Origin of the sequence: Sphingomonas sp. AX6 (assembly GCF_902506605.1) — a bacterium.
Classification (GTDB): Bacteria; Pseudomonadota; Alphaproteobacteria; order Sphingomonadales; family Sphingomonadaceae; genus Sphingomonas.
The window spans coordinates 51,052-74,891 of the sequence record NZ_LR733979.1 but is presented as its reverse complement, the minus strand read 5'-3'; the positions used below and the strand labels follow the sequence as shown (position 1 = coordinate 74,891).

General features: G+C 63.8%; 20 protein-coding genes. 12 read left to right on the top strand and 8 right to left on the bottom strand.

Annotated features, from left to right (window positions below; translation table 11 throughout):
• Positions 1-47 precede the first annotated feature (47 nt).
• The 3 genes from ENHY17A_RS00370 to ENHY17A_RS00360 all read left to right on the top strand — a co-directional run bounded on the left by ENHY17A_RS00370 (position 48) and on the right by ENHY17A_RS00360 (position 2,784).
• Positions 48-1,073: a DNA topoisomerase IB gene (locus tag ENHY17A_RS00370; protein WP_159709257.1), complete on the top strand. Its 1,026-nt coding sequence runs from the start codon at positions 48-50 to the stop codon at positions 1,071-1,073.
• Positions 1,074-1,084: 11 nt separating this feature from the next.
• Positions 1,085-2,317: a mechanosensitive ion channel family protein gene (locus ENHY17A_RS00365; RefSeq protein ID WP_159709256.1), complete on the top strand. Its 1,233-nt coding sequence runs from the start codon at positions 1,085-1,087 to the stop codon at positions 2,315-2,317.
• 140 nt (positions 2,318-2,457) lie between these two features.
• Positions 2,458-2,784, top strand: coding sequence for a hypothetical protein (locus ENHY17A_RS00360; protein WP_159709255.1), 327 nt, complete (start codon positions 2,458-2,460; stop codon positions 2,782-2,784).
• Here ENHY17A_RS00360 and ENHY17A_RS00355 read toward each other — a convergent pair.
• Positions 2,781-3,317 carry a TetR/AcrR family transcriptional regulator gene (locus tag ENHY17A_RS00355; RefSeq protein ID WP_159709254.1) on the bottom strand — a complete coding sequence of 179 codons (537 nt, stop codon included), beginning with the start codon at positions 3,315-3,317 and terminating at the stop codon, positions 2,781-2,783. The two genes, ENHY17A_RS00360 and ENHY17A_RS00355, sit on opposite strands and share 4 nt — an antisense overlap.
• Before the next feature lies 1 nt (position 3,318).
• The gene (gene putA / locus ENHY17A_RS00350; RefSeq protein ID WP_159709253.1) at positions 3,319-6,351 is read right to left on the bottom strand and encodes a bifunctional proline dehydrogenase/L-glutamate gamma-semialdehyde dehydrogenase PutA; all 3,033 of its coding nucleotides are present in this window, start codon (positions 6,349-6,351) and stop codon (positions 3,319-3,321) included.
• Positions 6,352-6,429: 78 nt separating this feature from the next.
• Between putA and ENHY17A_RS00345 the strand changes: the two genes are divergently transcribed.
• The 4 genes from ENHY17A_RS00345 (at position 6,430) to ENHY17A_RS00330 (ending at position 9,486) form a co-directional block, all read left to right on the top strand.
• Positions 6,430-6,906, top strand: a complete 477-nt coding sequence (locus ENHY17A_RS00345; RefSeq protein ID WP_201296411.1) for a MaoC family dehydratase — start codon at positions 6,430-6,432, stop codon at positions 6,904-6,906.
• Positions 6,907-7,001: 95 nt separating this feature from the next.
• Complete coding sequence (locus ENHY17A_RS00340; protein ID WP_159709252.1) at positions 7,002-8,183, top strand: acetyl-CoA C-acyltransferase; 1,182 nt, start codon at positions 7,002-7,004, stop codon at positions 8,181-8,183.
• A 395-nt stretch (positions 8,184-8,578) separates the two neighbouring features.
• Positions 8,579-9,067: a pyridoxamine 5'-phosphate oxidase family protein gene (locus tag ENHY17A_RS00335; RefSeq protein ID WP_159709251.1), complete on the top strand. Its 489-nt coding sequence runs from the start codon at positions 8,579-8,581 to the stop codon at positions 9,065-9,067.
• Between the two features lie 128 nt (positions 9,068-9,195).
• Positions 9,196-9,486, top strand: coding sequence for a YkvA family protein (locus ENHY17A_RS00330; protein ID WP_236547668.1), 291 nt, complete (start codon positions 9,196-9,198; stop codon positions 9,484-9,486).
• A gap of 153 nt (positions 9,487-9,639) precedes the next feature.
• Here the strand turns inward: ENHY17A_RS00330 and ENHY17A_RS00325 are convergent, their stop codons facing one another.
• Positions 9,640-10,872: a polyhydroxyalkanoate depolymerase gene (locus tag ENHY17A_RS00325; protein ID WP_159709249.1), complete on the bottom strand. Its 1,233-nt coding sequence runs from the start codon at positions 10,870-10,872 to the stop codon at positions 9,640-9,642.
• A 156-nt stretch (positions 10,873-11,028) separates the two neighbouring features.
• Between ENHY17A_RS00325 and ENHY17A_RS00320 the strand changes: the two genes are divergently transcribed.
• The 3 genes from ENHY17A_RS00320 to chrA all read left to right on the top strand — a co-directional run bounded on the left by ENHY17A_RS00320 (position 11,029) and on the right by chrA (position 15,780).
• A complete protein-coding gene (locus ENHY17A_RS00320) occupies positions 11,029-12,825 on the top strand; it encodes an ABC transporter transmembrane domain-containing protein (RefSeq protein ID WP_159709248.1) in 1,797 nt (598 codons plus the stop codon).
• Between the two features lie 135 nt (positions 12,826-12,960).
• Entirely contained in the window at positions 12,961-14,133 is a 1,173-nt protein-coding gene (locus ENHY17A_RS00315; RefSeq protein ID WP_159709247.1) for a saccharopine dehydrogenase family protein, read from the top strand.
• 297 nt (positions 14,134-14,430) lie between these two features.
• Positions 14,431-15,780, top strand: coding sequence for a chromate efflux transporter (chrA, locus tag ENHY17A_RS00310; protein ID WP_159709246.1), 1,350 nt, complete (start codon positions 14,431-14,433; stop codon positions 15,778-15,780).
• Positions 15,781-15,849: 69 nt separating this feature from the next.
• Here chrA and ENHY17A_RS00305 read toward each other — a convergent pair whose 3' ends face one another.
• Both ENHY17A_RS00305 and ENHY17A_RS00300 read right to left on the bottom strand, forming a co-directional pair.
• A complete protein-coding gene (locus ENHY17A_RS00305; RefSeq protein WP_159709245.1) occupies positions 15,850-16,170 on the bottom strand; it encodes a hypothetical protein in 321 nt (106 codons plus the stop codon).
• Positions 16,167-18,485: a ribonuclease R family protein gene (locus ENHY17A_RS00300; protein ID WP_159709244.1), complete on the bottom strand. Its 2,319-nt coding sequence runs from the start codon at positions 18,483-18,485 to the stop codon at positions 16,167-16,169. Before ENHY17A_RS00300 ends, ENHY17A_RS00305 begins: the two co-directional genes overlap by 4 nt.
• 190 nt (positions 18,486-18,675) lie before the next feature.
• Between ENHY17A_RS00300 and glpD the strand changes: the two genes are divergently transcribed.
• Positions 18,676-20,136 carry a glycerol-3-phosphate dehydrogenase gene (glpD, locus tag ENHY17A_RS00295; RefSeq protein WP_159709243.1) on the top strand — a complete coding sequence of 487 codons (1,461 nt, stop codon included), beginning with the start codon at positions 18,676-18,678 and terminating at the stop codon, positions 20,134-20,136.
• A 114-nt stretch (positions 20,137-20,250) separates the two neighbouring features.
• The gene (locus ENHY17A_RS00290; RefSeq protein ID WP_159709242.1) at positions 20,251-21,315 is read left to right on the top strand and encodes an NAD(P)-dependent alcohol dehydrogenase; all 1,065 of its coding nucleotides are present in this window, start codon (positions 20,251-20,253) and stop codon (positions 21,313-21,315) included.
• 40 nt (positions 21,316-21,355) lie between these two features.
• Here the strand turns inward: ENHY17A_RS00290 and ENHY17A_RS00285 are convergent, their stop codons facing one another.
• The 3 genes from ENHY17A_RS00285 to ENHY17A_RS00275 all read right to left on the bottom strand — a co-directional run bounded on the left by ENHY17A_RS00285 (position 21,356) and on the right by ENHY17A_RS00275 (position 23,817).
• Complete coding sequence (locus tag ENHY17A_RS00285) at positions 21,356-21,841, bottom strand: DUF6644 family protein (RefSeq protein ID WP_159709241.1); 486 nt, start codon at positions 21,839-21,841, stop codon at positions 21,356-21,358.
• Positions 21,842-21,848: 7 nt separating this feature from the next.
• Positions 21,849-22,193, bottom strand: a complete 345-nt coding sequence (locus ENHY17A_RS00280; RefSeq protein WP_159709240.1) for a DUF6152 family protein — start codon at positions 22,191-22,193, stop codon at positions 21,849-21,851.
• Positions 22,194-22,284: 91 nt separating this feature from the next.
• Positions 22,285-23,817 carry an aminoacyl--tRNA ligase-related protein gene (locus ENHY17A_RS00275; RefSeq protein ID WP_159709239.1) on the bottom strand — a complete coding sequence of 511 codons (1,533 nt, stop codon included), beginning with the start codon at positions 23,815-23,817 and terminating at the stop codon, positions 22,285-22,287.
• Between the last annotated feature and the right edge of the window lie 23 nt (positions 23,818-23,840).

Sequence of the window (23,840 nt, the reverse complement as noted above, 5' to 3'; positions counted from 1 at the left end):
GGAACGAAGCGACCGCCCGAGCATTCGTCGGGGTGAATGAGAAGAGGATGCCGATGCCCCGCCTGATCTTTGTCGAGGACACGATGCCCGGCTATACCCGCATGAAGGTGCGCGGCGACAAATGGGGTTATTGCGATGAGAATGGCGAGCGCATCACCGACCGCGACGAAATCGACCGGCTGAATGCGATCGGCCTGCCGCCCGCCTATGTCGATGCGTGGTTCTGTCCCAAGCCGAACGGCCATATCCAGGCGACGGGCTACGACGACAAGGGGCGCAAGCAATATCGCTATCATCCCGATTTCCGCGCGCAGCAGGAAAGCGAAAAATTCGGGCTGTGCGGGGCGTTCGGCAGCAAGCTGCCCAAATTGCGCGCGCAGGTGGAAAAGGATTTGCGCAAACGCGCGCTGGCAAAGGAACGCGCGGTTGCGGCGGTCGTGCGGTTGCTCGATCTGGGCAGCATCCGCATCGGCAACGAAGCCTATGTCCAGGCGAACAAGAGCTACGGCGCGACCACCCTGCGCAAACGCCACGCCAAGCTAGGCGGATCGTCGCTACGGCTGCAATACAAGGCGAAATCGGGCAAGCTGCGCGTGCTGACGATTACCGACCGCTCGCTGCTCAGCTTCGTACGGAAATGTCAGGATTTGCCCGGCCAGCACCTGTTCCGCTGGATCGACGACGATGGCGAGGCGCGACCCGTCACCTCGTCCGACGTCAACGATTACATTCGCGACGCAATGGGTGAGGAATTCACCGCCAAGCATTTCCGCACCTGGGCCGCCAGCGCCATCGCGTACCAGACGATGTGCGAAGCCGATGGCGCGATTTCGCTGCGCGACATGCTGGAGCCCGTCGTCGCGGCGCTGGGAAACACGCCCACCATCGCACGCAAATCTTATGTCCACCCTGCCCTCATCGAAGCGTGCAAATCGGGTGCCGCCGAATTCGTCGGGTGTCGGTTGCCGCGTGGCACGCGTTATCTGTCGCGACCCGAGCGGGGGTTGATTGCCTACCTCCAAGCCTGCGATAGCGGCACGCCTATCGTCCGCCCCAAGACAAAAGCAGCTTAAGGCCAGCCTTCATGACCACCGCCAACGCGGCAACCGCCGCGCGTGACGTCGCCCAGCCCGCCGTCGATCTCGAAACGCAGACCCGCTATTTCTTTCAATCCAGCATGGACTGGCTGCAGACCCACTGGCTGCAAATCCTGATCGCCGCCGCGATCGGAACGGGCATTGTCCTGCTGCTGACCTTCATTCGCGGGCACGCGGTCAAATCGTTCCAGAAGCGCAACAACCATATCACCGGCTGGGGTTCGATCCTGGCCAAGGCCGCGTCGAAGACCAACCAGTTCTTCATCGTCATGGTCGCGGCCAAACTGGTCGAGGGATACGCCGCGACCCCCGATGCGGTGACGACCACGGTCAATTTCCTGTTCACCGTCGCCGCCGTGTTCCAGGCCGCGATCTGGGCGCGCGAGCTGATTCTGGGCGCGGTCGAAAAACGCACCGGTAACGAAGGCTATCACGGCGAGACGCTGAACACGGCGATGGGGCTCATTCGCCTGCTGGTGACGATCGCGCTGTTTGCGATCGCGCTGGTCGTGGTGCTCGACAATCTGGGGGTCAACGTGACCGGCCTGGTCGCGGGTCTGGGCGTCGGCGGCATCGCCATCGGTCTGGCCGCGCAGGGCATCTTCGCCGATCTGTTCGCGGCGCTGTCGATCATTTTCGACAAGCCGTTCCGTCGCGGCGACAGCGTGTCCTATGACCAGACACAGGGCAATATCGAGGCGATCGGGCTTAAATCGACGCGTATCCGTTCGTTCACGGGCGAGGAGCGCGTGATCTCGAACAAGCAGTTGCTCGACAAGGAAATTACCAACAACACCCAGCGCGACCACCGCCGCGGCCAGTTCATTATCGGCGTCACCTATCAGACGCCACCTGAGGTTTGCGCCGCGATCCCGGAGATGTTGAAAGCCATCGTCGAACAACACAAGGCGATCTTCATCCGCTGCGGCTTCACCGGCTTCGGTGCCTCGAGCCTAGATTTCGAATTGCTGTTCGACACCGCCGGACCGGATTATGCGCTGTTCTACGAAAAGCGCACGGCGATCGGCATCGCGATCCTGAAGCGGTTCAACGACGACGGCATTGAAATCGCCTATCCCACCCAAACCAGCTTCACCGCCGCCCCCGACGGGACGATGGTGCTCCCCTATCCCGACGTGCAGCAGGTGCTGCCGGTCGCAAAGGGCGAGCGGGTCACGAAACGCGACAAGAGTGGGAAATCGATAGAGGGGACCGCCTAACCCAGACTTGTAGCAGTCGCTACAATGCGCTAGAACAATCCGTAGCACTCGCTACGGAGCACTCGCCAATTTCCCCGATTTCCGCCGCTCTCTCGACTCGCCAGATTGCAGTCGCCATCGCCTTCGGGGCGGTTCTGTGGGTGTCCGGCGTGGTGGCGATCCGGTTGCTGTCGCCACTGGGCGCGTTCGAAGGCGCAAGCGGCGTCATGCTCTATGCCGCGATCATCCCCGTGACCTTGGGGTTCATCGCCATCGGTCGATCGATCGCCGCCCTTGCTCCGGGTCAGTTGTTGCGGGGCGTCACCGTGATCGCGTCGACGGCAATGCTCCTTGACGCACTCGCGCTGCGGCTCATGCCGACGCTCTATGCCGACACGCCGATGGAGCAATTTGTCGGCACGGCGTATCTGTTATGGGCGTTCGCAGTGGCGTTTGCCCTGGCGCTCGTCATGGAACGCCAACCCTAAACCGCCTCCGCTCCGACATCGTCCAGCCCCAGCGCTTTGAGCAGCACCATGCCCTCTATCATCGTCAGCAAACGCGCCGTCGACTGACGTCGTGCGTCCGCATCGGGTGCGGCAATCTGGGGCTCCAGCCAGCCGACAAAACCCCGCCCGATTGCTTCGCCGACCTGGCGATACTGGGCATTTCCGCCCGCGGCACCCGCCGCCAGGTCGAGCCACAGCCGCATATAGGGCCAGAACGCATCGTCCAGCACGCGAGCGCGCAACAGCACCAGCAACTCTGCCTCCGCCAGCGGTTCGGCCGCGACGCTCTGGTCGAGCAGCCCACGCATCCGGTCGGCCAGATGCGACAGTAACGCCGCGATCAGCGCATCCTTGTCGGTGAAATAATAAAGCAACATCCGGTCGCTGGTGCCCGCCGCGCGTGCCAGCGGACGCAGACTGGTCGCCGCCAGCCCATGGTCAAGCACATGGTCGGCCAGCCGGTCGAGCAACGCTGCGTGTCGCGCCTCCCGATCCGGCTTGCCCGTACTCATCTCAATGCGCGCCTTCGTCCAGATTGAGCAATGTCGCATTGCCGCCCGCGCTGGTGGTATCTACCGAAATCGCCCGCTCGCCACAGAAACGCGGGAGGTAATTCGGCCCGCCTGCTTTGGGGCCGGTGCCCGACAGTCCTTCGCCGCCGAACGGCTGGCTGCCGACCACCGCGCCGATCATCGACCGGTTGATATAGAGATTACCGACCCGCGCACAGCGTTCGGCCAGTTCGGCCGAACGCGCGATGCGGCTGTGCAGCCCCATCGTCAGTCCGAACCGTTTGGCGTTCACCCGCTCGATCGTCTCCGCCAGCGTGCCCGCTTTCCAGGTAGCGACATGCAGCACGGGGCCGAACCATTCGCGGTTCAGATCCTCGATCGCGTCCAGCCCGATCATCGTCGGCGGCACGAACAGACCTTCGTCGGGTGCATCGACCGTCTTGATCCAGCGCGGTCGTGCGGTCTCGCGATAGCTCATCAATCGCTCATACGCATCGCGGTCGATCACCGGCCCGACATCGGTGGACGGATCGCCGGGATCGCCCAGCGTCAGCAAGTCCATCGCGCCAGAGATCATTTCGATCATCTGGTCGGCGACTTCTTCTTGCAGGATCAGCAGGCGCAGCGCCGAACATCGCTGCCCCGCCGTCCGGAATGCGCTGGTCAGCACGTCGGCCACCACCTGTTCGGGCAAGGCGGTCGAATCGACGATCATCGCGTTAACGCCGCCGGTCTCCGCGATCAGCGGAATGATCGCGCGGTCCTCGTCGACCAGCAGCGACGATGCGATCCGCTTGGCGGTCGCAGTCGATCCGGTAAAGACGACACCCGCGATCCGCAGGTCGCTGGTCAACTCCGCACCGACTTCGGCGGCACCCGTCACCAGGATCAACGCGTCTTCGGGCACGCCCGCTTCATGCGCCAGTTCGACCGATCGTTTGGCGACCAGCGGCGTTTGCGGCGCAGGCTTGGCGACGACGGTGTTGCCAGTGACCAAAGCCGCCGCATTCTGGCCGGTGAAGATCGCAAACGGGAAATTCCACGGCGCGATGGTGGCCCAGGTGCCCCGCCCCTCCAGCCGCAATTCGTTGCGCTCGCCCGTTGGTCCGGGCAGGATATGCGGCGTCATCACCCGCCGTGCCTGCATCGCATAATAGCGGCAGAAATCGGCAGCCTCGCGGATTTCGCCGAGCGCATCGGGGATCGACTTGAACGCTTCCTTGACGCAGATCGCCATCAATTCGATCCGATGTTCCTCGATCAGGTCGGCATAGCGTTCTAGAATGCGCGCGCGCGCCTCAACCCCGATGGCGTCCCATGCCGGATAGGCGGCCTGAGCGCGGGTGACGGCGTCGTGGACGCTGCTGTCGCTGGTGTTCCACGCCTCGATCGCGCGCTTGCCCGCGCCGCTTGCGTGATCGGGATCGGCATGGACCGCGTCGGTGCCACGATTGCCGACCGCCACCGCATCGATTGCCGCACGCGTATCGGCCAGCGTCTGGCGATCGGTCAGGTCGATGCCCGCGCTGTTGCGCCATTGGCCGAAGATATCGACCGGCAGCGGGATCGACGGATGCGGCGTCCCGCCGACTTCGGCGATTTTTTCGGCCGGGTCGGCGAGCAATTCCTCGTCCGATAGGTCTTCATCGGCAAGCTGGTGGACGAAACTGGTGTTCGCGCCATTTTCCAGCAACCTACGGACCAGATAGGCGAGCAGGTCGCGGTGCCCACCGACGGGCGCATAGATGCGACAGCGATAGCCTTCTTCGCGGACCAGCCGCTCGTACAGCCCTTCGCCCATGCCGTGCAGCCGCTGAAATTCGAAATCCCGCGAATCGCCCGCCCATTCCAGGATGGTGGCGACGGTCAGGGCATTGTGGCTGGCAAAGGCCGGGCTGATATTTTTGGCCGCCAACATGTCGCGCGCGCATGCAAGATACGACACGTCGGTCGCCGCCTTGCGCGTGAACAGCGGATAATCGCTCAGTCCCTCGACCTGGGTACGCTTGATCTCGGTATCCCAATAGGCACCCTTGACCAGCCGCACATTCATCGGGCGGTCGAGTTCGTCGGCCCATTGCACGACGGCACGCCCGCGCTTGTTATACGCCTGAATCACCATGCCCATGCCGTTCCAGCCCTTTAATTCAGGCCGCCGCGCGACATCGCCGATGATCGCCAGACTCATTTCCAGCCGATCATCCTCTTCGGCATCGACCGTCAGAGAGATGTTCTGCGCCGCCGCCTCGGACGCCAGCTGCGCCAGCAGGTCGGTCAATTCGGGCACGCACCAGTCCCATTGTGCGACTTCGTAACGGGCGTGGAGCGCCGACAGCTTGACCGAAATCGAATGCCCCGAATCCGGCGACCGCCCGACCCGGCGGATCGCGTCGGAATAAGCGCGAAAGTAGCGCTCGGCATCCGCCTGCGTCCGCGCGGCTTCGCCCAGCATGTCGAAACTGGCGGTAAAGCCGCGATTTTCTGGCTTTTTCATGCGCTTCATCGCTTCGTCGATGGTGCGGCCCATCACGAACACTTCGCCCATCATCCGCATTGCCGCGCCGACCGCCTGGCGCACGAACGGTTCGCCCGCACGCGCGATCAGGCGGCGTAGAGGCCCCGCCGACCCTTCACCGACCAAAGCGCGCCCGACGACCAGCCCCCAGGTCGCCGAATTGACCATCGACGAACTCGATTTGCCGGTGTGCGCACGCCAATTGGCCTCGCCAAGCTTGTCCGAAATCAGCATGTCGGCGGTTTCGGGGTCGGGCACACGCAAAAACGCTTCGGCCAGCGTCAGCAGCGCGATACCTTCGGACGAATTCAGCCGATATTCCTGCAGGAACTGATTTACCCAGCCCGAATTCTGCGCTGCACGAAGGTCCGCGATCAAGCCGGATGCGATTCCGACCACCCTTTGGCGCGAATCACTTGTCAGCGCCGCATGCGCCAATAGTGGTTTTAGAACATCGGGTTCGGCCGCCCGACGCGCTGCATTCAAACTAATCGGGGCGATCGACGCTACGTCCTGCATGTTTTTCCAATTCTCGGTTGGTCGGGGTTGCGAAATCGGCGCTTGCACGCCTAGAGATTGAGCGCGCTATGCGCTGAAATGGTCGTGGAGGGAAAGCCGGTGCAATCGATCACCATCCAGGAATATGCCGAACGCACGGGCGAGGAGCGCGTTTCCGACTGGGTCGAAGTGACCCAGGATATGATCGACAAATTTGCCGATGCGACCGGTGACCACCAGTTCATCCATGTCGATCCGGCCAAGGCGGCGATGACGCCGTTCGGCGGCACCATCGCGCATGGCTTTCTGACGTTGTCGCTGATGCCGCTGCTGTCGCAGAAAACCGAACAACCTCAAATCGATGGCATCAAGATGGGGGTCAATTATGGCGGTAACAAGGTCCGCTTCCTGACGCCCGTCCGATCGGGATCGCGCGTGCGCGGCCGCTTCAAGCTGCTCGAGCTGGTCGAGAAACGGCCCGGCCAGTGGCAACAGACCAACGAATTCACCGTCGAGATCGAAGGCCAGGAAAAGCCCGCGATGATCGCCGAATGGATGAGCCAGATTTTCGTTTGAGCCAGTAACCGTCATCCCAGCGAAAGCTGGGATCTCATGCGGCTTGAGACTCCAGCTTTCGCTGGAGTGACGACCTAGACAAAAAGGAACCACCCATGACCCGCTCCGCCGTCATCGTCTCCACCGCCCGCACGCCCATTGGCCGCGCCTATCGCGGTGCGTTCAACAATTTGCCGTCGCAGACGCTCGCGGCGCACTCGATCAAGGCCGCGGTAGAACGCGCCAAGATCGACGGTGCCGAGGTCGACGACGTCGTGTTCGGCGCTGCCCTTCAACAGGGGCATCAGGCCGGGAACATCGCGCGTCAGGCGCTGTTGCGTGCAGGGCTGCCCATCTCGGTCTCGGGCATGTCGGTCGACCGCCAGTGCGCCTCTGGCCTGATGGCGATCGCGACTGCCGCCAAACAGATCATCACCGACAATATGGACGTGACGATCGGTGGCGGGGTCGACTCGATCTCGATGGTCCAGACACCGCAGATGCGCGTCGCCGCCGATCCCGAACTGCTCGCGATGCACGGCGACATCTACATGCCGATGCTCCAGACCGCCGAAATCGTCGGCCAGCGTTATGGCATCAGCCGCGACCGGATGGACGAATATGGCCTGCGCTCGCAACAGCGCACCGCCGCCGCGCAGGAAGCGGGCAAGTTCGACGACGAAATCGTCCCCGTCACCGCGACGATGAACGTCGTGAACAAGGAGACCAAGGAAGTGACCACCAAGGAGGTCACGCTGACGAAGGACGAAGGCAACCGCGCCGACACGACGCTGGAAGGGCTCAAGTCGCTCAAGGCTGTAATCGGCGATCAGGGCACGATCACCGCGGGCAATGCCAGCCAGCTATCCGACGGATCGTCATCGGCGGTGCTGATGGAAGAAAAGCTGGCCGAGAAGCGCGGACTTCAACCGCTGGGCCGCTATGTCGGCATGGCGGTGGCGGGCACCAAGCCCGACGAGATGGGCATCGGCCCGGTCTTCGCGATCCCCAAGCTCCTCGAACGCTTCAACCTGAAGATGGACGATATCGGCCTGTGGGAGCTGAACGAGGCGTTTGCGGTCCAGGTGCTCTATTGCCAGGATAAGCTCGGCATCCCCGACGAACTGCTCAACGTCAACGGCGGCGCGATCTCGATCGGCCATCCCTACGGCATGAGCGGCGCGCGAATGACCGGCCACGCCCTGATCGAAGGCAAGCGCCGCGGCGCGAAATATGTGGTCGTGACGATGTGCGTCGGCGGAGGCATGGGTGCAGCGGGACTGTTCGAGGTTCTTTGACGACCTGATTGAAAAATTCATCGCTTTGCGCTATGTGAATAGCTGCAAAGCTCATCGGCCAGTCCTTTGAGATCGAGCCCCGGTCGTGGCAGCGACCGGGGCTCAAATCTCTTGAGCGGCGTTCGGGGGCAGACTGGCAGGCCCACCCCCTCCCGTGTGCCCTACTCGGACCGCGCCACTTCGATCACCTTCAAAACGAAGGTGCCGAAAGCAAACAGCATTCCGAGGAACAGGCACAACTCGGCAAAGCTCATTGCCTTCTCCTCTCAGATTCGACGGCGGAATTGCCGTCCTGACCGGCGTAGCAAAATGCTGTCGAAATGCGTCGAGCAGAAAAGTTCGGGAGCCTCCCTCATCCTCGTTTGTTGTCTGGCCGAACCGTAAGGAGAAACCCGATGACCGACCAGCAATCGCACGAAGATCCGATCGAAGTTCGCAAGCGGATGTGGAAGAAGATGGCGGACAGCCCCTTCCTGATGATCGGCCTGACGAACGCGAACGAGCATAGCGAGCCGATGACCGCGCAGCTGGACGAGGATGCGGACAGCGAATTCTGGTTCTACACGCGCAAGGACAATCGCATCGCGCCGGGTGGTCCAGCAATGGCGCAATATGTGTCCAAGGATCACAAGGTGTTTGCCTGTATTCGCGGCACCCTGACCGAGGAAACCGACCCGGCGATCATCGACAAATATTGGTCCAACCAGACCGAGGCATGGTTCGAGGGTGGTCGGAACGATCCCAATCTGAAAATGATGCGTTTCGACCTGTCGGACGCCGAAATCTGGGAAGGCGACCAGTCGCTGACCGGCCTGTTCAAGATGATGACCGGCATGAAGATCAAGCCCGACGAGGCCGGACGCCACACCGAAGTCGCTTTGTAAGGCGACGCTGCTTGACCGGTCCCGCTTTGCACCCGCAAGGCTAACGTATGGCGGGACCGAGTCTAGTTCACCGAATCCGGGTTGAGGCACATGCGGTGTGGCTCGCCTCTCGCGACCCACGCACGCCAATGCGCGCGAAGCTGGTCGGGTTGCTGATCGCCGCCTATGCGCTGTCACCGATCGACCTGATCCCCGATTTCATTCCGTTTCTCGGCCTGCTCGACGAGGCAGTGCTGATCCCGGCGGGCGTGTGGCTGTTCGAGCGGCTGGTTGCGCCGACGCAGATGGCCGAACATCGCGCGGTCGCCGAACGCGCTAGCCAGCGGCCGAAGTCGATTGTCGGCGCGTTGCTGGTGATCGGAGTCTGGATCGCGAGCGGTTGGTTCCTGTGGTCGATCGCCCGAATGTGGTGGGATTGACCGGAACTTGGCCGCATCTCCAACGTCACCCCGGACTTGTTCTGGGGTCCACCGGACGGCGATCACAGGACGCGAAATAATGAACGTATTGCAAGCGGCTTAGTGGACCCCGGAACAAGTCCGGGGTGACGGAAAAGAAGGGGAAAAGCCCCCTTACCCCCCGTGCGTCTCGATCCACTTCTCAAGCACCGGCGCGATCTTGGTCCGCCATTTCGAGCCGTTGAAGATGCCGTAATGGCCGACGCTTTCGGCCATGTGATAGTGCTTGGCCTTGTCGGGAAGCCCGGTCGCCAGGGTCAGTGCCGCCTTGGTCTGGCCGAGCCCCGAAATATCGTCGCGCTCGCCTTCGACCGCCAGCAATGCGGTATCCGTGTTCGCGCCCAGATCGACCAGCCGGCCGCGATGCGTCATCGTGCCTTTGGGCAGCGCATGCGTCTGAAACACCAGGTCGACGGTCTGGAGGTAGAATGCCGCGTCCATGTCGCACACGCTGCGATATTCGTCGTAGAATTCCTTGGTCGCGTCGGCGCTTTCGCCGTCGCCATCGACCAGATGGCGGAACATTTCCCAATGGCTGACCATGTGGCTGCCCAGGTTCATCGTCATGAATCCGGCGAGCTGCAGGAACCCCGGATAGACCCGGCGACCCGCGCCCGGATAGGTCATCGGTACGGTCGCGACGACATTCTGTTCGAACCAGCTATGCGGACGATCGGTCGCCAGCGTGTTGACCGCAGTCGGTGCTTCGCGCGTGTCGATCGGCCCGCCCATCATTGTCAGCGTCTTGGGCCGATTGGGATGCTTGTCCGCGCCCATCAATGCAACGGCGGCATAACAGGGCACCGATGGCTGACACACCGCGAGCATATGCCCGCGCGGATCGCCCTCGGCGCCGATATGCGCCAGGAACTCAATCACATAATCGATATAATCGTCGAGATCGAACGTCCCTTCGGACATCGGCACCAGCTTCGCATCACGCCAGTCGGTGATGTACACATCGCAGGTCGGCAACATCCGTTCGACCGTACCGCGCAGCAACGTGGCGAAATGGCCCGACATGGGCGCGACGATCAGGAGCTTCGGTCCGCCATCCACGCCTTCGCGGACGAAGTGCTTCAACTGGCCGAACGGCTTTTGCAGCACGATCTCCTCGCGCACCGCGACGGTCTTGCCATCGACCTTGGTCTCATCCAGCCCGAATGCGGGCTTGCCGCGCGGGGCAGAAGCATGGGCGAACACTTCGAGCGCGCTCGCCAGCACGGGACCGCCGCCGAAATAGGCAAAGGGATTGGCGGGGTTGTTGAGCAGGCCGGCGCTGAAATTCGCGAACGCGCTGGCACCGGCCAGCATTCCGCGCTGCATTTCATAAGCGTTGTACAGCATTCAAATCTCCGCCGACATTTATGAGCCCCCGGCGTCGGCGACCGGACAGGGGGTTATAGCGCCGCGGTGCTGCGGTGCAACGATACTATAAATTCGATAACGGCGAGTGGAAGCGAACGGTTCCGTTTCGCTTCCGAACGCGCTAGGCGCGCACGCATGGCCGAACCCACGCCGCAACCGCGCCCGCCCGCTCCAGCGCCCGAAAAGCGCAAGCTGTCCAATTTGATGATCGTGTGGGGCTATACCTCGCGCTATCCGGGTCACTTGACGCTCGCGATTCTCGCGCTGCTGTGCGCGGCGACGGCGACGCTCTACATCCCCTACACCTTCAAACAAGTGATCGATAACGGCTTCGCGCAAGGCGCGGATTTGAGCGCGATCGGGCCGTATTTCTGGCGATTGCTGATGGTCGTCGGCGTGCTGGCGCTTGCGACTGCCGCACGCTTCTATTTCGTGTCGTGGCTGGGAGAGCGCACCGTCGCCGACATGCGCGTCGCGGTGCAGCGCAACCTGTTGCGGCTCGCGCCCCAGTGGTTCGAGGAAAACCGTCCGTCGGAAATCGCGTCGCGGCTGACCGCCGACACCGCGGTGGTCGAACAGATCGTCGGGTCGACCGTATCGGTGGCGCTGCGCAACCTGCTGATCGGCATCGGCGGAGTCGTCTATCTGTTCATTCTCGCGCCCAAACTCGCCGCCTTCCTGCTGCTCGGCATCCCGCTGATCGTCACGCCGATGATGATGCTGGGCGCGCGGCTTCGCAAATATTCGCGTCACAGCCAGGACCGGATTGCGGACATCGGCACCATCGCCAGCGAAACGCTGGGCGCGATGAAGATCGTGCAAGCCTTCGGCCAGGAACGCCGCGAAGGCGACCGATTCAAGCACGCAGTCGATCGCGGGTTCGAGACCGCCAAATTGCGCTTCGCCACCCGCGCGGTGATGACCGCGATGGTGATCGGGCTGTTGTTCGGCGCGGTCACGCTGATCCTGTGGGATGCGGTCAGCGACGTCGCTTCGGGCAATCTGACCGCCGGTGCGCTTGCCGCGTTCGTGTTCACTGCCGGGCTCGTCACCGGCGCGTTCGGCGCGCTGACCGAAGTCTATGGCGACCTGCTGCGCGCATCAGGGGCCGCCGGACGGCTCGCCGAACTGTTGGCGCAAGAGCCCGACATCGCGGCGCCTGCCAGCCCGGTCGCCCTCCCCGCCACCTCGCGCGGTAGCATCGAATTTCGCGACGTGTCGTTCCGCTATCCGACGCGCCCCGAAGTTTCCGCGCTCAAGGATTTCTCGCTGTCGATCGGCGCAGGCGATACCGTTGCCGTGGTCGGTCCGTCGGGCGCAGGCAAGTCGACCTTGTTCCAGCTCGTCCAGCGTTTCTACGATCCCGAAAGCGGGCAATTGCTGGTCGATGGCGTGCCGCTGACCGATGCCGATCCGTCGGAAGTCCGCGCGCGCATCGCGATGGTGCCGCAGGAAACCGTGATCTTCGCCTCCTCCGCCCGCGACAATTTGCGCTATGGTCGTTGGGACGCGAGCGACGATGATTTGTGGGCCGCAGCGGAGGCTGCCAACGCCGCCGATTTCCTGCGCGCGTTGCCCGACGGCCTCGACACTTTCCTTGGAGAAGGCGGCGCGCGCCTCTCGGGCGGCCAGCGCCAGCGCATCGCCATCGCGCGCGCCTTGTTGCGCGACAGCCCCATCTTGTTGCTCGACGAGGCGACCAGCGCACTCGATGCCGAAAGCGAACGGCTGGTGCAGGACGCACTCGAAAAGCTGATGACCGATCGCACCACGCTGGTCATCGCCCATCGTCTGGCAACCGTCCGCGCGGCAAAGCGCATCATCGTCATGGACGAAGGCCGCATCGTCGAAAGCGGGACGCACGCCGAACTGGCGGCAGCAGGCGGACTCTACGCCCGGCTCGCGGCGCTCCAGTTCAGCGAGGCCGCATAGCCCCGCGACTTTACCCACCGCCCTCCTTCCCCGTTTATTTCGAGCAAAGTCGAGAAACGCTCCCGCGCACCAGACCCACGTTTCTCGACTTCGCTCGAAACAAACGGTTAGAGTATCCCGAACGGGAGAGAGAGAATGGCCACCGATTTCGACATCATCGTCTATGGCGCAACCGGCTTCACCGGACGGCTGGTCGCCGAATATCTGAGCGCGAACTACGCCGACGGATCGCTGACATGGGCGATGGGCGGGCGATCGCTGACCAAACTCGGCCAAGTCCGCGATGAAATCGGCGCGCACCCGGACACCCCGCTCATCACTGCGAATGCCGACGATCCCGCTTCGCTTGACGCGATGGTCGCACGCGCCAAAGTCGTCATCTCCACCGTCGGCCCGTACCAGCTTTACGGATCGGACCTGGTCGCAGCCTGCTCCAAGGCCGGAACCGCCTATGTCGATCTGTGCGGCGAGCCTGCGTGGATGCGGGCGATGATCGACGCGCACGAGGCAACTGCGAAATCATCGGGTGCGCGCATCGTGTTTTCCTGCGGCTTCGATTCGATCCCGTTCGACCTCGGCGTATGGACGCTGCAACAAACCGCGGTGGCTAAGCACGGCAAACCCGCCCCCCGCGTCAAGGGCCGCGTTCGCAAGATGCAGGGCGGCTTTTCGGGTGGCACCGCAGCCAGCCTGAAAGCGACGCTGGCGGCTGCGGCGCGCGACCCCGGCCTGATCAAATTGCTCACCAACCCGTTCGCGCTCGCGCCCGGTTTCGCCGGACCGCACCAACCGACGGGCATGATACCCGAATATGACGCCGCCGTGGGCGCCTGGGTTGCGCCGTTCATCATGGCGCCGATCAACACCAAGAATGTCCACCGCACCAATTTCCTGACCGATCACAGCTTCGGCACCGATTTCGTCTATGACGAAATGATGATTGCGCCCGGCATCGGCGAGATGGGCAAGGCGGCAGCAGAGGCCATCGCCAAGATCAATCCGCTGGCAGGCGACAAGGGACCGAAACCCGGCGAAGGCCCGTCCAAGGCGGAACGCGAGGCAGGCTTCTACGACCTGATCTTCATCGGCGATATGGCGAACGGCGACCGCGTCGAATGCGTCGTCACCGGCGACCGCGATCCCGGCTATGGATCGACGTCGAAGATGATTGCAGAGGCCGCGATCTGCCTGGTTCGCGATGTCGCGAGCGAAGACAAGGGCGGCATCTGGACCGCAGGTGCGCTGATGGCGGAGCCGCTCAAGAAGCGGCTGGAGGAACACGCAGGACTGACGTTCGTCGCGAATTGAGGGCGGGGCGCAGTCAGCCCTTACACCCCTTTCGTCACCCCGGCCTCCGTGCCGGGGTCCACTAACCGGCTTCGGGTGGCCTTCATAATCGGCGTCGAAAGTGCGGCTGGGTGGACCCCGGCACTGCGGCCGGGGTGACGATGGGGAAGGGGCACGCAAACCGCTTTCCACCCACATCGACGCGCGCTATTCTTCCACCCAACGGGGCGTCGCAACCTCCCGGTCAGGCGCTCGCCGCGTCCAAGCGTTGCCTTTCCCACCCGGACGCACACACCGTCCGGCGCGAAGAGGCGTTGCATGGACCAGATTTTGAACCGCGCTCTTGACCCGCCGCCCCCCGTCGTCCCCAGCCGTCGCGAACAATTCGCGGTGTTCGCGCGAATCGGCCTGCTCAGTTTCGGCGGCCCCGCAGGCCAGATCGCGCTGATGCATAAGGAGCTGGTCGACGACCGCCGGTGGATTGACGAGGGCGCATTCCTGCGCGCGCTCAATTTCTGCCATTTCCTGCCCGGCCCCGAAGCGCAGCAGCTCGCCACCTATATCGGCTGGCGGATCGGTGGGTGGAAAAGCGGCGTCGTCGCGGGGACGTTGTTCGTCATCCCGGGCGCGCTCGTCATCCTGGCGCTGTCGATCCTCTATGCACTGGCGGCCAATCTGTCGTGGTTCGCGGCGCTGTTCGTCGGAATCAAGACGGCGGTGGTCGCCATCGTCGTCCAGGCGCTGATCCGCATCGGCTCCCGCGCACTCGACAGCGGGTTCAAACGACTGCTCGTTTTTGCCGCGTTCCTTGCCTTGTTCGTGTTTGCCGCGCCGTTCCCGCTAGTGATCCTGGCTGCCGCACTCGCGGGCTGGTTCGCCGCGAATGCGCGTCCGGCCTGGCTAGGCAAGGCGGCGCACGCGAGCGGCGATGCGAGCGAGGTTGCGGGACCGCGTCCGACGCTGGCGAGCCTGCGTGCGGTGCTCATCTGGGGCGCGATCTGGGTGGCACCGGTGCTCGCGATCCTCGCGCTGCTTGGCCCCGACCATGTGCTGATGGACATCGCCAAATTCTTCTCGACGCTGGCCGTCGTCACCTTTGGCGGGGCTTATGCCGTGCTTGCCTATATGGCGCAGGAAGCGGTCACCACCTATGGCTGGGTGAACGCAGGCGAAATGGCCGACGGGCTCGGCCTGGCCGAATCGACCCCCGGCCCGCTGATCCTGGTCACCCAGTTTGTCGGCTTTCTCGGCGCGTACCGCGACCCTGCGCCGTTCGATCCGATGGTAGCGGGCATCATCGGCGCGGCGCTGACCAGTTGGGTCACGTTCGCGCCGTGCTTCCTGTGGATTTTCGCGCTCGCACCGTGGATCGAGCGGCTCGAACATGCCCGCCGCCTGCAAGGGGCGCTGGCGGCGGTGACGGCCGCGGTTGTCGGGGTGATCGCCAATTTGACGTTGTGGTTCGCCCTCCACGTCCTGTTCGCGCGCGTCGGGCGGATCGAGGCCGGGCCGGTATCGATGTCGTGGCCGGATTGGGCGACCCTCGATCCGGTCGCGCTTGGGCTGGCGGTGGCGGCGATGGTATTGGCGCTATGGTTAAAATGGGGCGTGTTACGGCTGCTCGGCGCGGGTGCCGCGGCGGGGATCGTGCTGGCGCTAATCCGCTAGCCACCCTTCCCGTTCGTTTCGAGCGACGTCGAGGAACGAACGGATTTGGGAGAGATCAGGTTTCTAGCCTCACCCCTCGTAAAACGTCAGTACGAACGCGGCGAGGACGATCGCCGCCACGATCGCGATTGGTCCTTTGCGGCGTTCCTGCCGCCGCTCCTCGGCGTCCAGCCGCGTCATGTCGAGCCAGTAATAAGCGGGCACCGACTGGCGGACGATCTCCGCGCGACGAAGCCGATCGAACTCCTTGCGCTCGCGCGGGCCGGGAGGGAGATACTCGATCGCGTCGTTGGGCGTAATCGCATGATGCGCCATGAAATGCGCCTGCACCCGGTATTTGGCGGTCGATGCCGCCGCGGTAATCGCCTCTGGAATATTGGCGGGTTTCATTTCCGTCGCTTGCCCTGATGCTTGATGTTCGCGGGCCGCCCGCGATGTTTGATGACGCGCTTTGGCCCGCCGCGCCGCCGGTCATCACGCCCGCCGCCAGCCGAACCTTTACCGTCGGGCAGTTCGAACCGCAGCGCGCCCGATACCGGATTGGCCTCGACCAGCCGCAATTGCAGATGCTGTCCGCTGACGAAGCGGTCGCCGCTGTCGTCACCCACCAGCGCCTGCGATTTCTCGTCATAGCGGAAATATTCGGTGCCCAGGTCGCGCGCGGGGACCAGCCCGTCGCCGCCTACCCCGTCGACCGTCGCGAAGAAACCGAAACTGGCGACCCCGGTGATCCGCGCTTCCATCACCTGTCCGACATGTTCGGACAGATAGGCCGCGACATAGCGATCGACCGTCTCGCGCTCAGCCTCCATCGCCCGGCGTTCGAGGGTGGAGATCACCTCCCCCACCCGCTCCATATTCTCGGCGTCGTCCGCCGACAGCCCGCCCTCTCCCAACCGGTAAGCACTGACCAGCGAACGATGCACGACCAGATCGGCATAGCGGCGAATGGGCGAGGTGAAATGCGCGTAACTGCCCAGCGCCAGCCCGAAATGGCCGTGATTGGCGGGTCCGTAATAGGCCTGGGTCTGCGTCCGCAGCACCTGTTCCATCACCTGTGGTTTGAAATCGCTGTCACCAATGCGCTTCAACACATGGTTGAACGTTGCCGGGCGCACCACCTGACCTAGTGCGAACGGCACGTCGAACGTCTCCAGATAGTCCTTCAGCGCCACCAGCTTCTCGCGGCTCGGCGGTTCGTGGATGCGGTACATGACGGGGGCCTTCTTCGCCTCCAGCGCCTTGGCCGCGCAGACGTTGGCGGCGATCATGTAATCCTCGATCAGCCGGTGCGCGTCCAACCGCTCGCGCGGCGCCACCGACAGGATGCGGCCCTTCTCGTCCAGCACGATCCGGCGTTCAGGCAGGTCGAGGTCGAGCGGCTCGCGCGCATCGCGTGCCTTCGACAGCGCCGCCCAGCAGTTCCAGAGGGGAAGAAGGGCCGCCTCAACCAAATCTCCGTTTGTTTCGAGCGAAGTCGAGACACGTTGCGCGTCGGGCTGCGTATCTCGACTTCGCTCGATACGAACGGACTTTATTTTTGCTTGGTGTGCATCGATCGCGGCTTGCGCATCCTCATAGGCGATGTTCGCCGCCACCCGGATCACTGCCCGCGTGAACCGCCAGTCGGACAGCTTCCCGTCCTTCGACACGCGAAAATGGCACGCCATCGCCGCGCGATCCTGTCCTTCCTTAAGCGAACACACATCCGCCGACAGGATTTCGGGCAGCATCGGCACGACGCGATCGGGGAAATAAACCGAATTACCGCGCCGCCGCGCTTCCTTGTCGAGCAGCGATCCGGGGCGCACGTAAAAGGACACGTCTGCGATCGCGACGATCGCACGCCATCCGCCGGGGTTGGACGGATCGTCATCGGGCGCAGCCCACACCGCATCGTCATGGTCGCGCGCATCCGCGGGGTCGATCGCGACGATGGGGAGATGACGCAGGTCTTCGCGCTCGCCCAGCGGCTGTTTCGCTACCCGTCCCGCTTCCTCGATCAACTCATCCGAAAACACGTTCGGGATCGAATGTTTGTGGATCGCGATCAGCGAAAAACTGCGCGCCTCGAACGGATCGCCCAACCGCTGCGTCACCCGCGCGGTCATGCGCGGCGGGCGCCCGGCCTTTTCCGCCAGCACCAGATCGCCGACCGACGCGCCGCCGGTATCGGAGACGGGAAAATCCCGCCGCTCCTTCTTCTCGATCCCCTGCAGCCAGAATTTGCCGCCTTCCTCGTGCAGGACCCCCAGCATCAGCGCCTCGCCGCGCTCCAGCTTCTTCATCGGGTGCGCGATCCAGCCGTTCCCGGCCTCTTCGGTCCGCGCCAAAATGCGATCGCCGACACCCAGCGCCGATTTCTTCGACCGCTCACGGACCCGCAGGCGCGGTTCGGGCACGCCCTCCGCTTCCCAGCGCTCAGGCACGGCCCATATCGTGCCGCTGTCGTCGGCATCGACGATCCGCAGCACCGTCACCTTCGGCAATCCCCCCATCTTGTGAAACGCGCGGCCGGGAGCAGAATCGATCAGCCCCTCGTCCGCCATGTCCTTGAGCAGCGCTTTAAGTGCGATCTTGTCCTGCGCGGTTAGCCCAAAAGCGCGCGCGATCTCCCGCTTGCCCGCGGGGGTATCGGTGGTTTCGATGAAATCGAGGATCTGCTGGCGGGTTGGAAGCCCGGCGGGTTTTGGTTTCTTTGCCATATCGGTGGGGAATGTAAGCGGTCCCGGCAGCTTCCACCAGCCACTCCCACGCGTCACCCCGGACTTGTTCCGGGGTCCACCGGTCGGCAAGCGAAGCGGTACAGAGTCGTGCGTTCACGCAATCGGCTTGGTGGACCCCGGAACAAGTCCGGGGTGACGGAGTGGCAAGTAACTCGATAAGGCATACCCGGTGACGTACGACATCCTGATCATCGGCGGCGGGATCAACGGCTGCGCGATCGCGCGCGAGGCGGCGTTGAACGGGCTGTCGGTGCTGCTCGTCGAAAAGGACGATCTCGCCAGCCACACCTCGTCCGCCTCGACCAAGCTCATCCATGGCGGGCTGCGGTATCTCGAAAGCTACGAATTCCGGCTGGTGCATGAGGCGCTGCACGAACGCGAGCGGCTGATGCGCGCCGCGCCGCATCTGATCCGCCCGATGAAATTCGTACTGCCCCACGACAATGCGGTGCGCCCGTGGTGGATGGTCCGCGCCGGGCTGTTCCTTTACGACCTGCTCGGCGGGCGGTCGTCGCTGCCGAAATCGCGCGGCTTGCGCGATGGCGATGCGCTCTACCGCGCGCCACTGCGGGGCGAAAAGCGGGGCTTCGTCTATGCCGATGCCTGGGTCGACGACGCCCGCCTGACGCTCGCCATGGCGGTCGATGCCGCCCAGATGGGTGCACAGATCGCCACCCGGACGGCGCTGACCTCCGCCACCCGCACGCTCAAAGGCTGGCGCGCGACGCTTTCCGACGGGCGTAGCGTGGAGGCACGCGCGCTCGTCAATGCCGCCGGCCCCTGGGTGCCACGGGTCGCGACCCTGCTCGATGCCGAGCCTGGGCCGGGGCTACGCCTGGTCAAGGGCAGTCACATCGTCGTCGATCGGCTGTACGATGGCGAGCACGCCTATATCCTTCAGCAGCCCGACCGGCGCATCGTCTTTGCCGTCCCGTGGCTCCATCGATACACCGCGATCGGCACCACCGACGTGCCGGTCGACACCCCCGAACAGGCGGTCATCGGCGAGGACGAAATCGCCTATCTGATCGCCGCTTCCAATCGCGCCTTCTTCACGCAGGTCGCACGCAGCGACGTGCGCCATGTCTGGTCGGGCGTGCGTGCGCTGGTCGATGACGGCGCGGACGAGGCGCGCACGGTGACGCGCGACTACAGCCTGGTCATCGACGATGACGGCGCGCCGGTCCTGACCGTTTATGGCGGCAAGATCACCACCGCCCGCGCACTGGGAGAAGATGCACTGCGGCGGCTGGCCGAGGTTTTGGGGTTGCCCCTATCCGACAGCAGCCGCAACCGCCCGCTACCCGGCGGCGACGCGACCGATTTCGAAAGCCTGCTCTCCCGCATTCGCGACCGCTATCCCTTTCTGGGGGCGATGCGCGCGGAGCGGATGGCGCACGCCTACGGCACGCAGTTGTTCGACATGCTCGACCGCGTGTCGAACGTTGCCGGGATGGGCACGGACCTGGGCGGCGGGCTGACCGAGATCGAGTTGCGCTGGATGCGGGACCGCGAATGGGCGCGAACCGTGGATGATGTTCTGTGGCGGCGATCCAAGCTGGGCATGGCGGTGGATGACGCGGCACGCGAGCGGATCAATGCCTTATTGGCGGAGCCGACACAGGCCTGAAGAATCAGAGGCGCTGTGTCCCGCCGATTTTCGCCACGCCCGGTTGATGTTGCGTCGCCGCAAACCCAAATTGCGGACTCAATCAAATCAATCATCGTCATGGAGGAGCTTTTCATGCCCACCCCGGCTCGCGCCTATGCCGCGCAGAGCGCTGATACCGCGCTCGCGCCCTTTTCCTTCGAACGCCGTGACCCTCAGGCCGACGACGTCGCCATCGACATCCTCCATTGTGGAGTCTGTCATTCGGATGTGCACACCGCGCGCAGCGAATGGGGCGGGACTCTTTATCCCTGCGTGCCGGGCCACGAAATCGTCGGGCGGGTGACCGCGGTCGGCGGCGACGTCACCAATTTCGCGGTCGGCGATATCGTCGGCGTCGGCTGCATGGTCGACAGCTGCGGCACCTGCCCTTCGTGCAACGAGGGCGAAGAACAATATTGCGAAGGATCGGGCTTCGTCGGCACCTATAACGGTCCCGATCCCGTGATGGGCGGCCATACCTATGGCGGCTATGCGGACCATATAGTCGTGAAGCAGGACTTCGTGCTGCGCATCACCCATGACGAAGCCGATCTCGCTGCGGTCGCGCCGCTGCTGTGCGCAGGCATCACCACCTATTCGCCCCTGAAGCACTGGAAGGTCGGCCCCGGCCAGAAAGTCGGCGTCGTCGGACTGGGCGGGCTCGGCCATATGGGCGTCAAGATCGCGGCGGCGATGGGCGCCGAGGTTCATGTCTTCTCGACCTCACCCGGCAAGCGTGACGATGCGAAACGACTGGGTGCGACCGACCTGATCGTGTCGAAGGACGACGCTGCGATGGCTGGTCACGCCGGCAGCTTCGACTTCATCCTCAACACGGTCGCGGCACCGCACGACCTCAACCTCTATCTCAACCTGCTCAAGCGCGACGGGACGATGGTACTGGTCGGTGTCCCCGATTCACCGCACGATCCGGTCGAGGTCGCCAATCTGGTGTTCAAACGCCGCAGTCTGGCGGGGTCGCTGATCGGCGGCATCCGCGAGACGCAGGAAATGCTCGATTTCTGCAAGGCGCACGGCATCGTGTCGGACATCGAGCCGATCGCCATCGATCAGATCAATACCGCCTGGGACCGGATGGTGAAAAGCGACGTCAAATATCGCTTCGTCATCGACATGGACTCGCTGAAGGCCGCGTAATCAGGGAGGGCCGCGCGTCGTACCCCGGCGCGCAGCCCTTCTAAATATACGCGATGAAGCGGCCCAGCGTGCCGATCGTCAGCCACAGCAAAAGCGACAGCGCCGCCATGATCCGCGCGGCAGGCGGCGCAACCCCGGCCCAATAGCCCAGCCGCTTGTCGAACAACGCGCGGAATGCGGCGGCATTGGCCAGCGCGATGACGATTAGCACCAGCTTGCGTTCGAAAACGTCGGACATCGCTAGCGCCGGGCCATCGGCCGCGAACAGCACCACCCCAGTTGGCACCATGATGCCGAAGCCCACCACCGCAACCGGCGTCAGCGCGCGCGACAGCGCCTCCAGCGGCAATCGCTTCCACAGCCCCAGCACGCGCAGGTCCACCACGCCGATCCCGCCGACCAGCATGACCAGGCCCAACAGGTGCAACGTGTTGGCGATCGGATAGGTCAGCGCCCCTTCGCGCGCCCATGGCCCGATACCAACCGCATCGAGCCACTCGGCAATCGAAAGGATCAAACCGTCCACGAAAGCGTCAGCGCAACTCGACCGTCTTGTCGCCGACCATTACCCGTTCGATCCGCATTTCCGCTGCACCGTCGCGCCGCGCATAGCCGGTAATGGCAATCCGTTGACCCGGCGCGATCTCGGCCTCGGTCAGCCCGCGCGCGGTCATCCGGCTTACAGGCGCCAGAATCACGTCCCATTGCTTGCCTTGCCAGCGCGTGGTCGCGGTGCCGTGTGGGTTGCCCCAGGTCACCGACGTCAACGACCCGGTCAGCGTAATCGGTTTGGTCTCATCATAGGACGACCAGCCATGGTGCGCGAGCGCGGGCGCGGAAATCGCGACGGCGGCGGCGAACAGGGCGATGCGGCGCATGATATCTCTCCCGGTTTGGATCAGAGAAGATACGCATGAATGAGGGTGGAGTTCAAATGCCGCTGAATTCCTCCCCATCGAGGGAGGAGTTTTAATAGGCCCGCGCGACCAATATCCGCTCGACCGCGGGTTCGCCGGTAAAGATGCACGCGCCATCCACCGCCGCCGCATCGCCGGGTACGTTGCGCACCGTCAGCTTCAGTTCCTTCAACCGCGCGACCACCTTGTCCAGCGCATCGCCGCTCGGCTTGGCCCATTGCACCTCGACCCAGCCCGGATACTTCCCGCCACTCTCAAAATGCGTCTTCAACGAATCGAATTCGGTTACGCCGCGCGTGATCCCGGCGTCCAGTCGCGCCTTGGCGTCGGCGTGGAGTACGCCCTGAATTTCATCGAGCAGCGCGCCGACGCCGCCGACGAAATCATCACGCCCCTGTCCGACGCTGTCGAGCTTCCCGTCCTCGCGGTACAGCCGGTCGCGGCGGATGACCGTGACCTGACCGCCCGCCATGTCGCGTCCCCCGACCTCGACGATAACCGGTGCACCCTTTTTGACCCAGCCCCAGCGCTTGGTCGCGGCCTTGGCCGGGCGACGGTCGAGCAGCACGCGCACCGGTTCGCCCAGCGCTGACGTGCGCGCGATCTGCGCGTGGAGTTCGTTGCAATAGGCGATCAGCGCCGCATCCTCGGGCACGTCGCGCAGCATCGGCACGATCACCACTTGCCACGGCGCGATCCGCGGCGGCACGCGCAAGCCGTCATCGTCGCCATGCACCATGATGACCCCGCCGATCATCCGGGTGGAGACGCCCCAGCTTGTCGTCTGCGCGAGTTCGAGCTGGCCGTCCTTGTTCTGGAACCGGATATTCTGCGCCGACGAAAAGGTCGTGCCCAGGAAATGCGACGTACCGGCTTGCAGTGCCTTGCCGTCCTGCATCATCGCCTCGATCGAATAGGTCGCGACCGCGCCCGGAAACCGCTCATGCTCGGGCTTTTCGCCCGCGACGACGGGGACGCCCAGGCACTCTTCCGAAAAGCTGCGATAGACTTCCAGCATCTTCAGCGTCTCTTCGCGCGCCTCCGCCTCGCTGGCGTGCGCAGTATGGCCTTCCTGCCACAGGAATTCGCTCGTCCGCAGGAACATCCGCGTCCGCATTTCCCAGCGCACGACATTGGCCCATTGGTTGATGAGCACGGGCAGGTCGCGCCACGAATTGATCCAGCGCGAAAACGCCGCGCCGATGACGGTTTCCGACGTCGGCCGCACGACCAAAGGCTCTTCCAGCTTGGCGGCGGGATCGGGCACCAGCTTGCCATCCTTCTGGATTAGCCGGTGATGCGTGACGACCGCCATTTCCTTGGCAAACCCGTCGACATGCTCGGCTTCCTTTTCGAAATAGGAAAGCGGGATGAACAGCGGAAAATAGCAATTCTCATGCCCCGTCGCCTTGATCCGGTCGTCGAGCAACCGCTGGATGCGTTCCCAGATGCCGTAACCCCAAGGCCGGATCACCATGCATCCGCGCACGCCCGATTCCTCGGCCAGATCGGCCTCTGAAATAACCTGTTGATACCAGGCCGCGAAATCGTCGGCGCGTTTGACGGTAAGAGCGTGCTTGATCATGGGCCGAAGCGATAGCGCGGGAC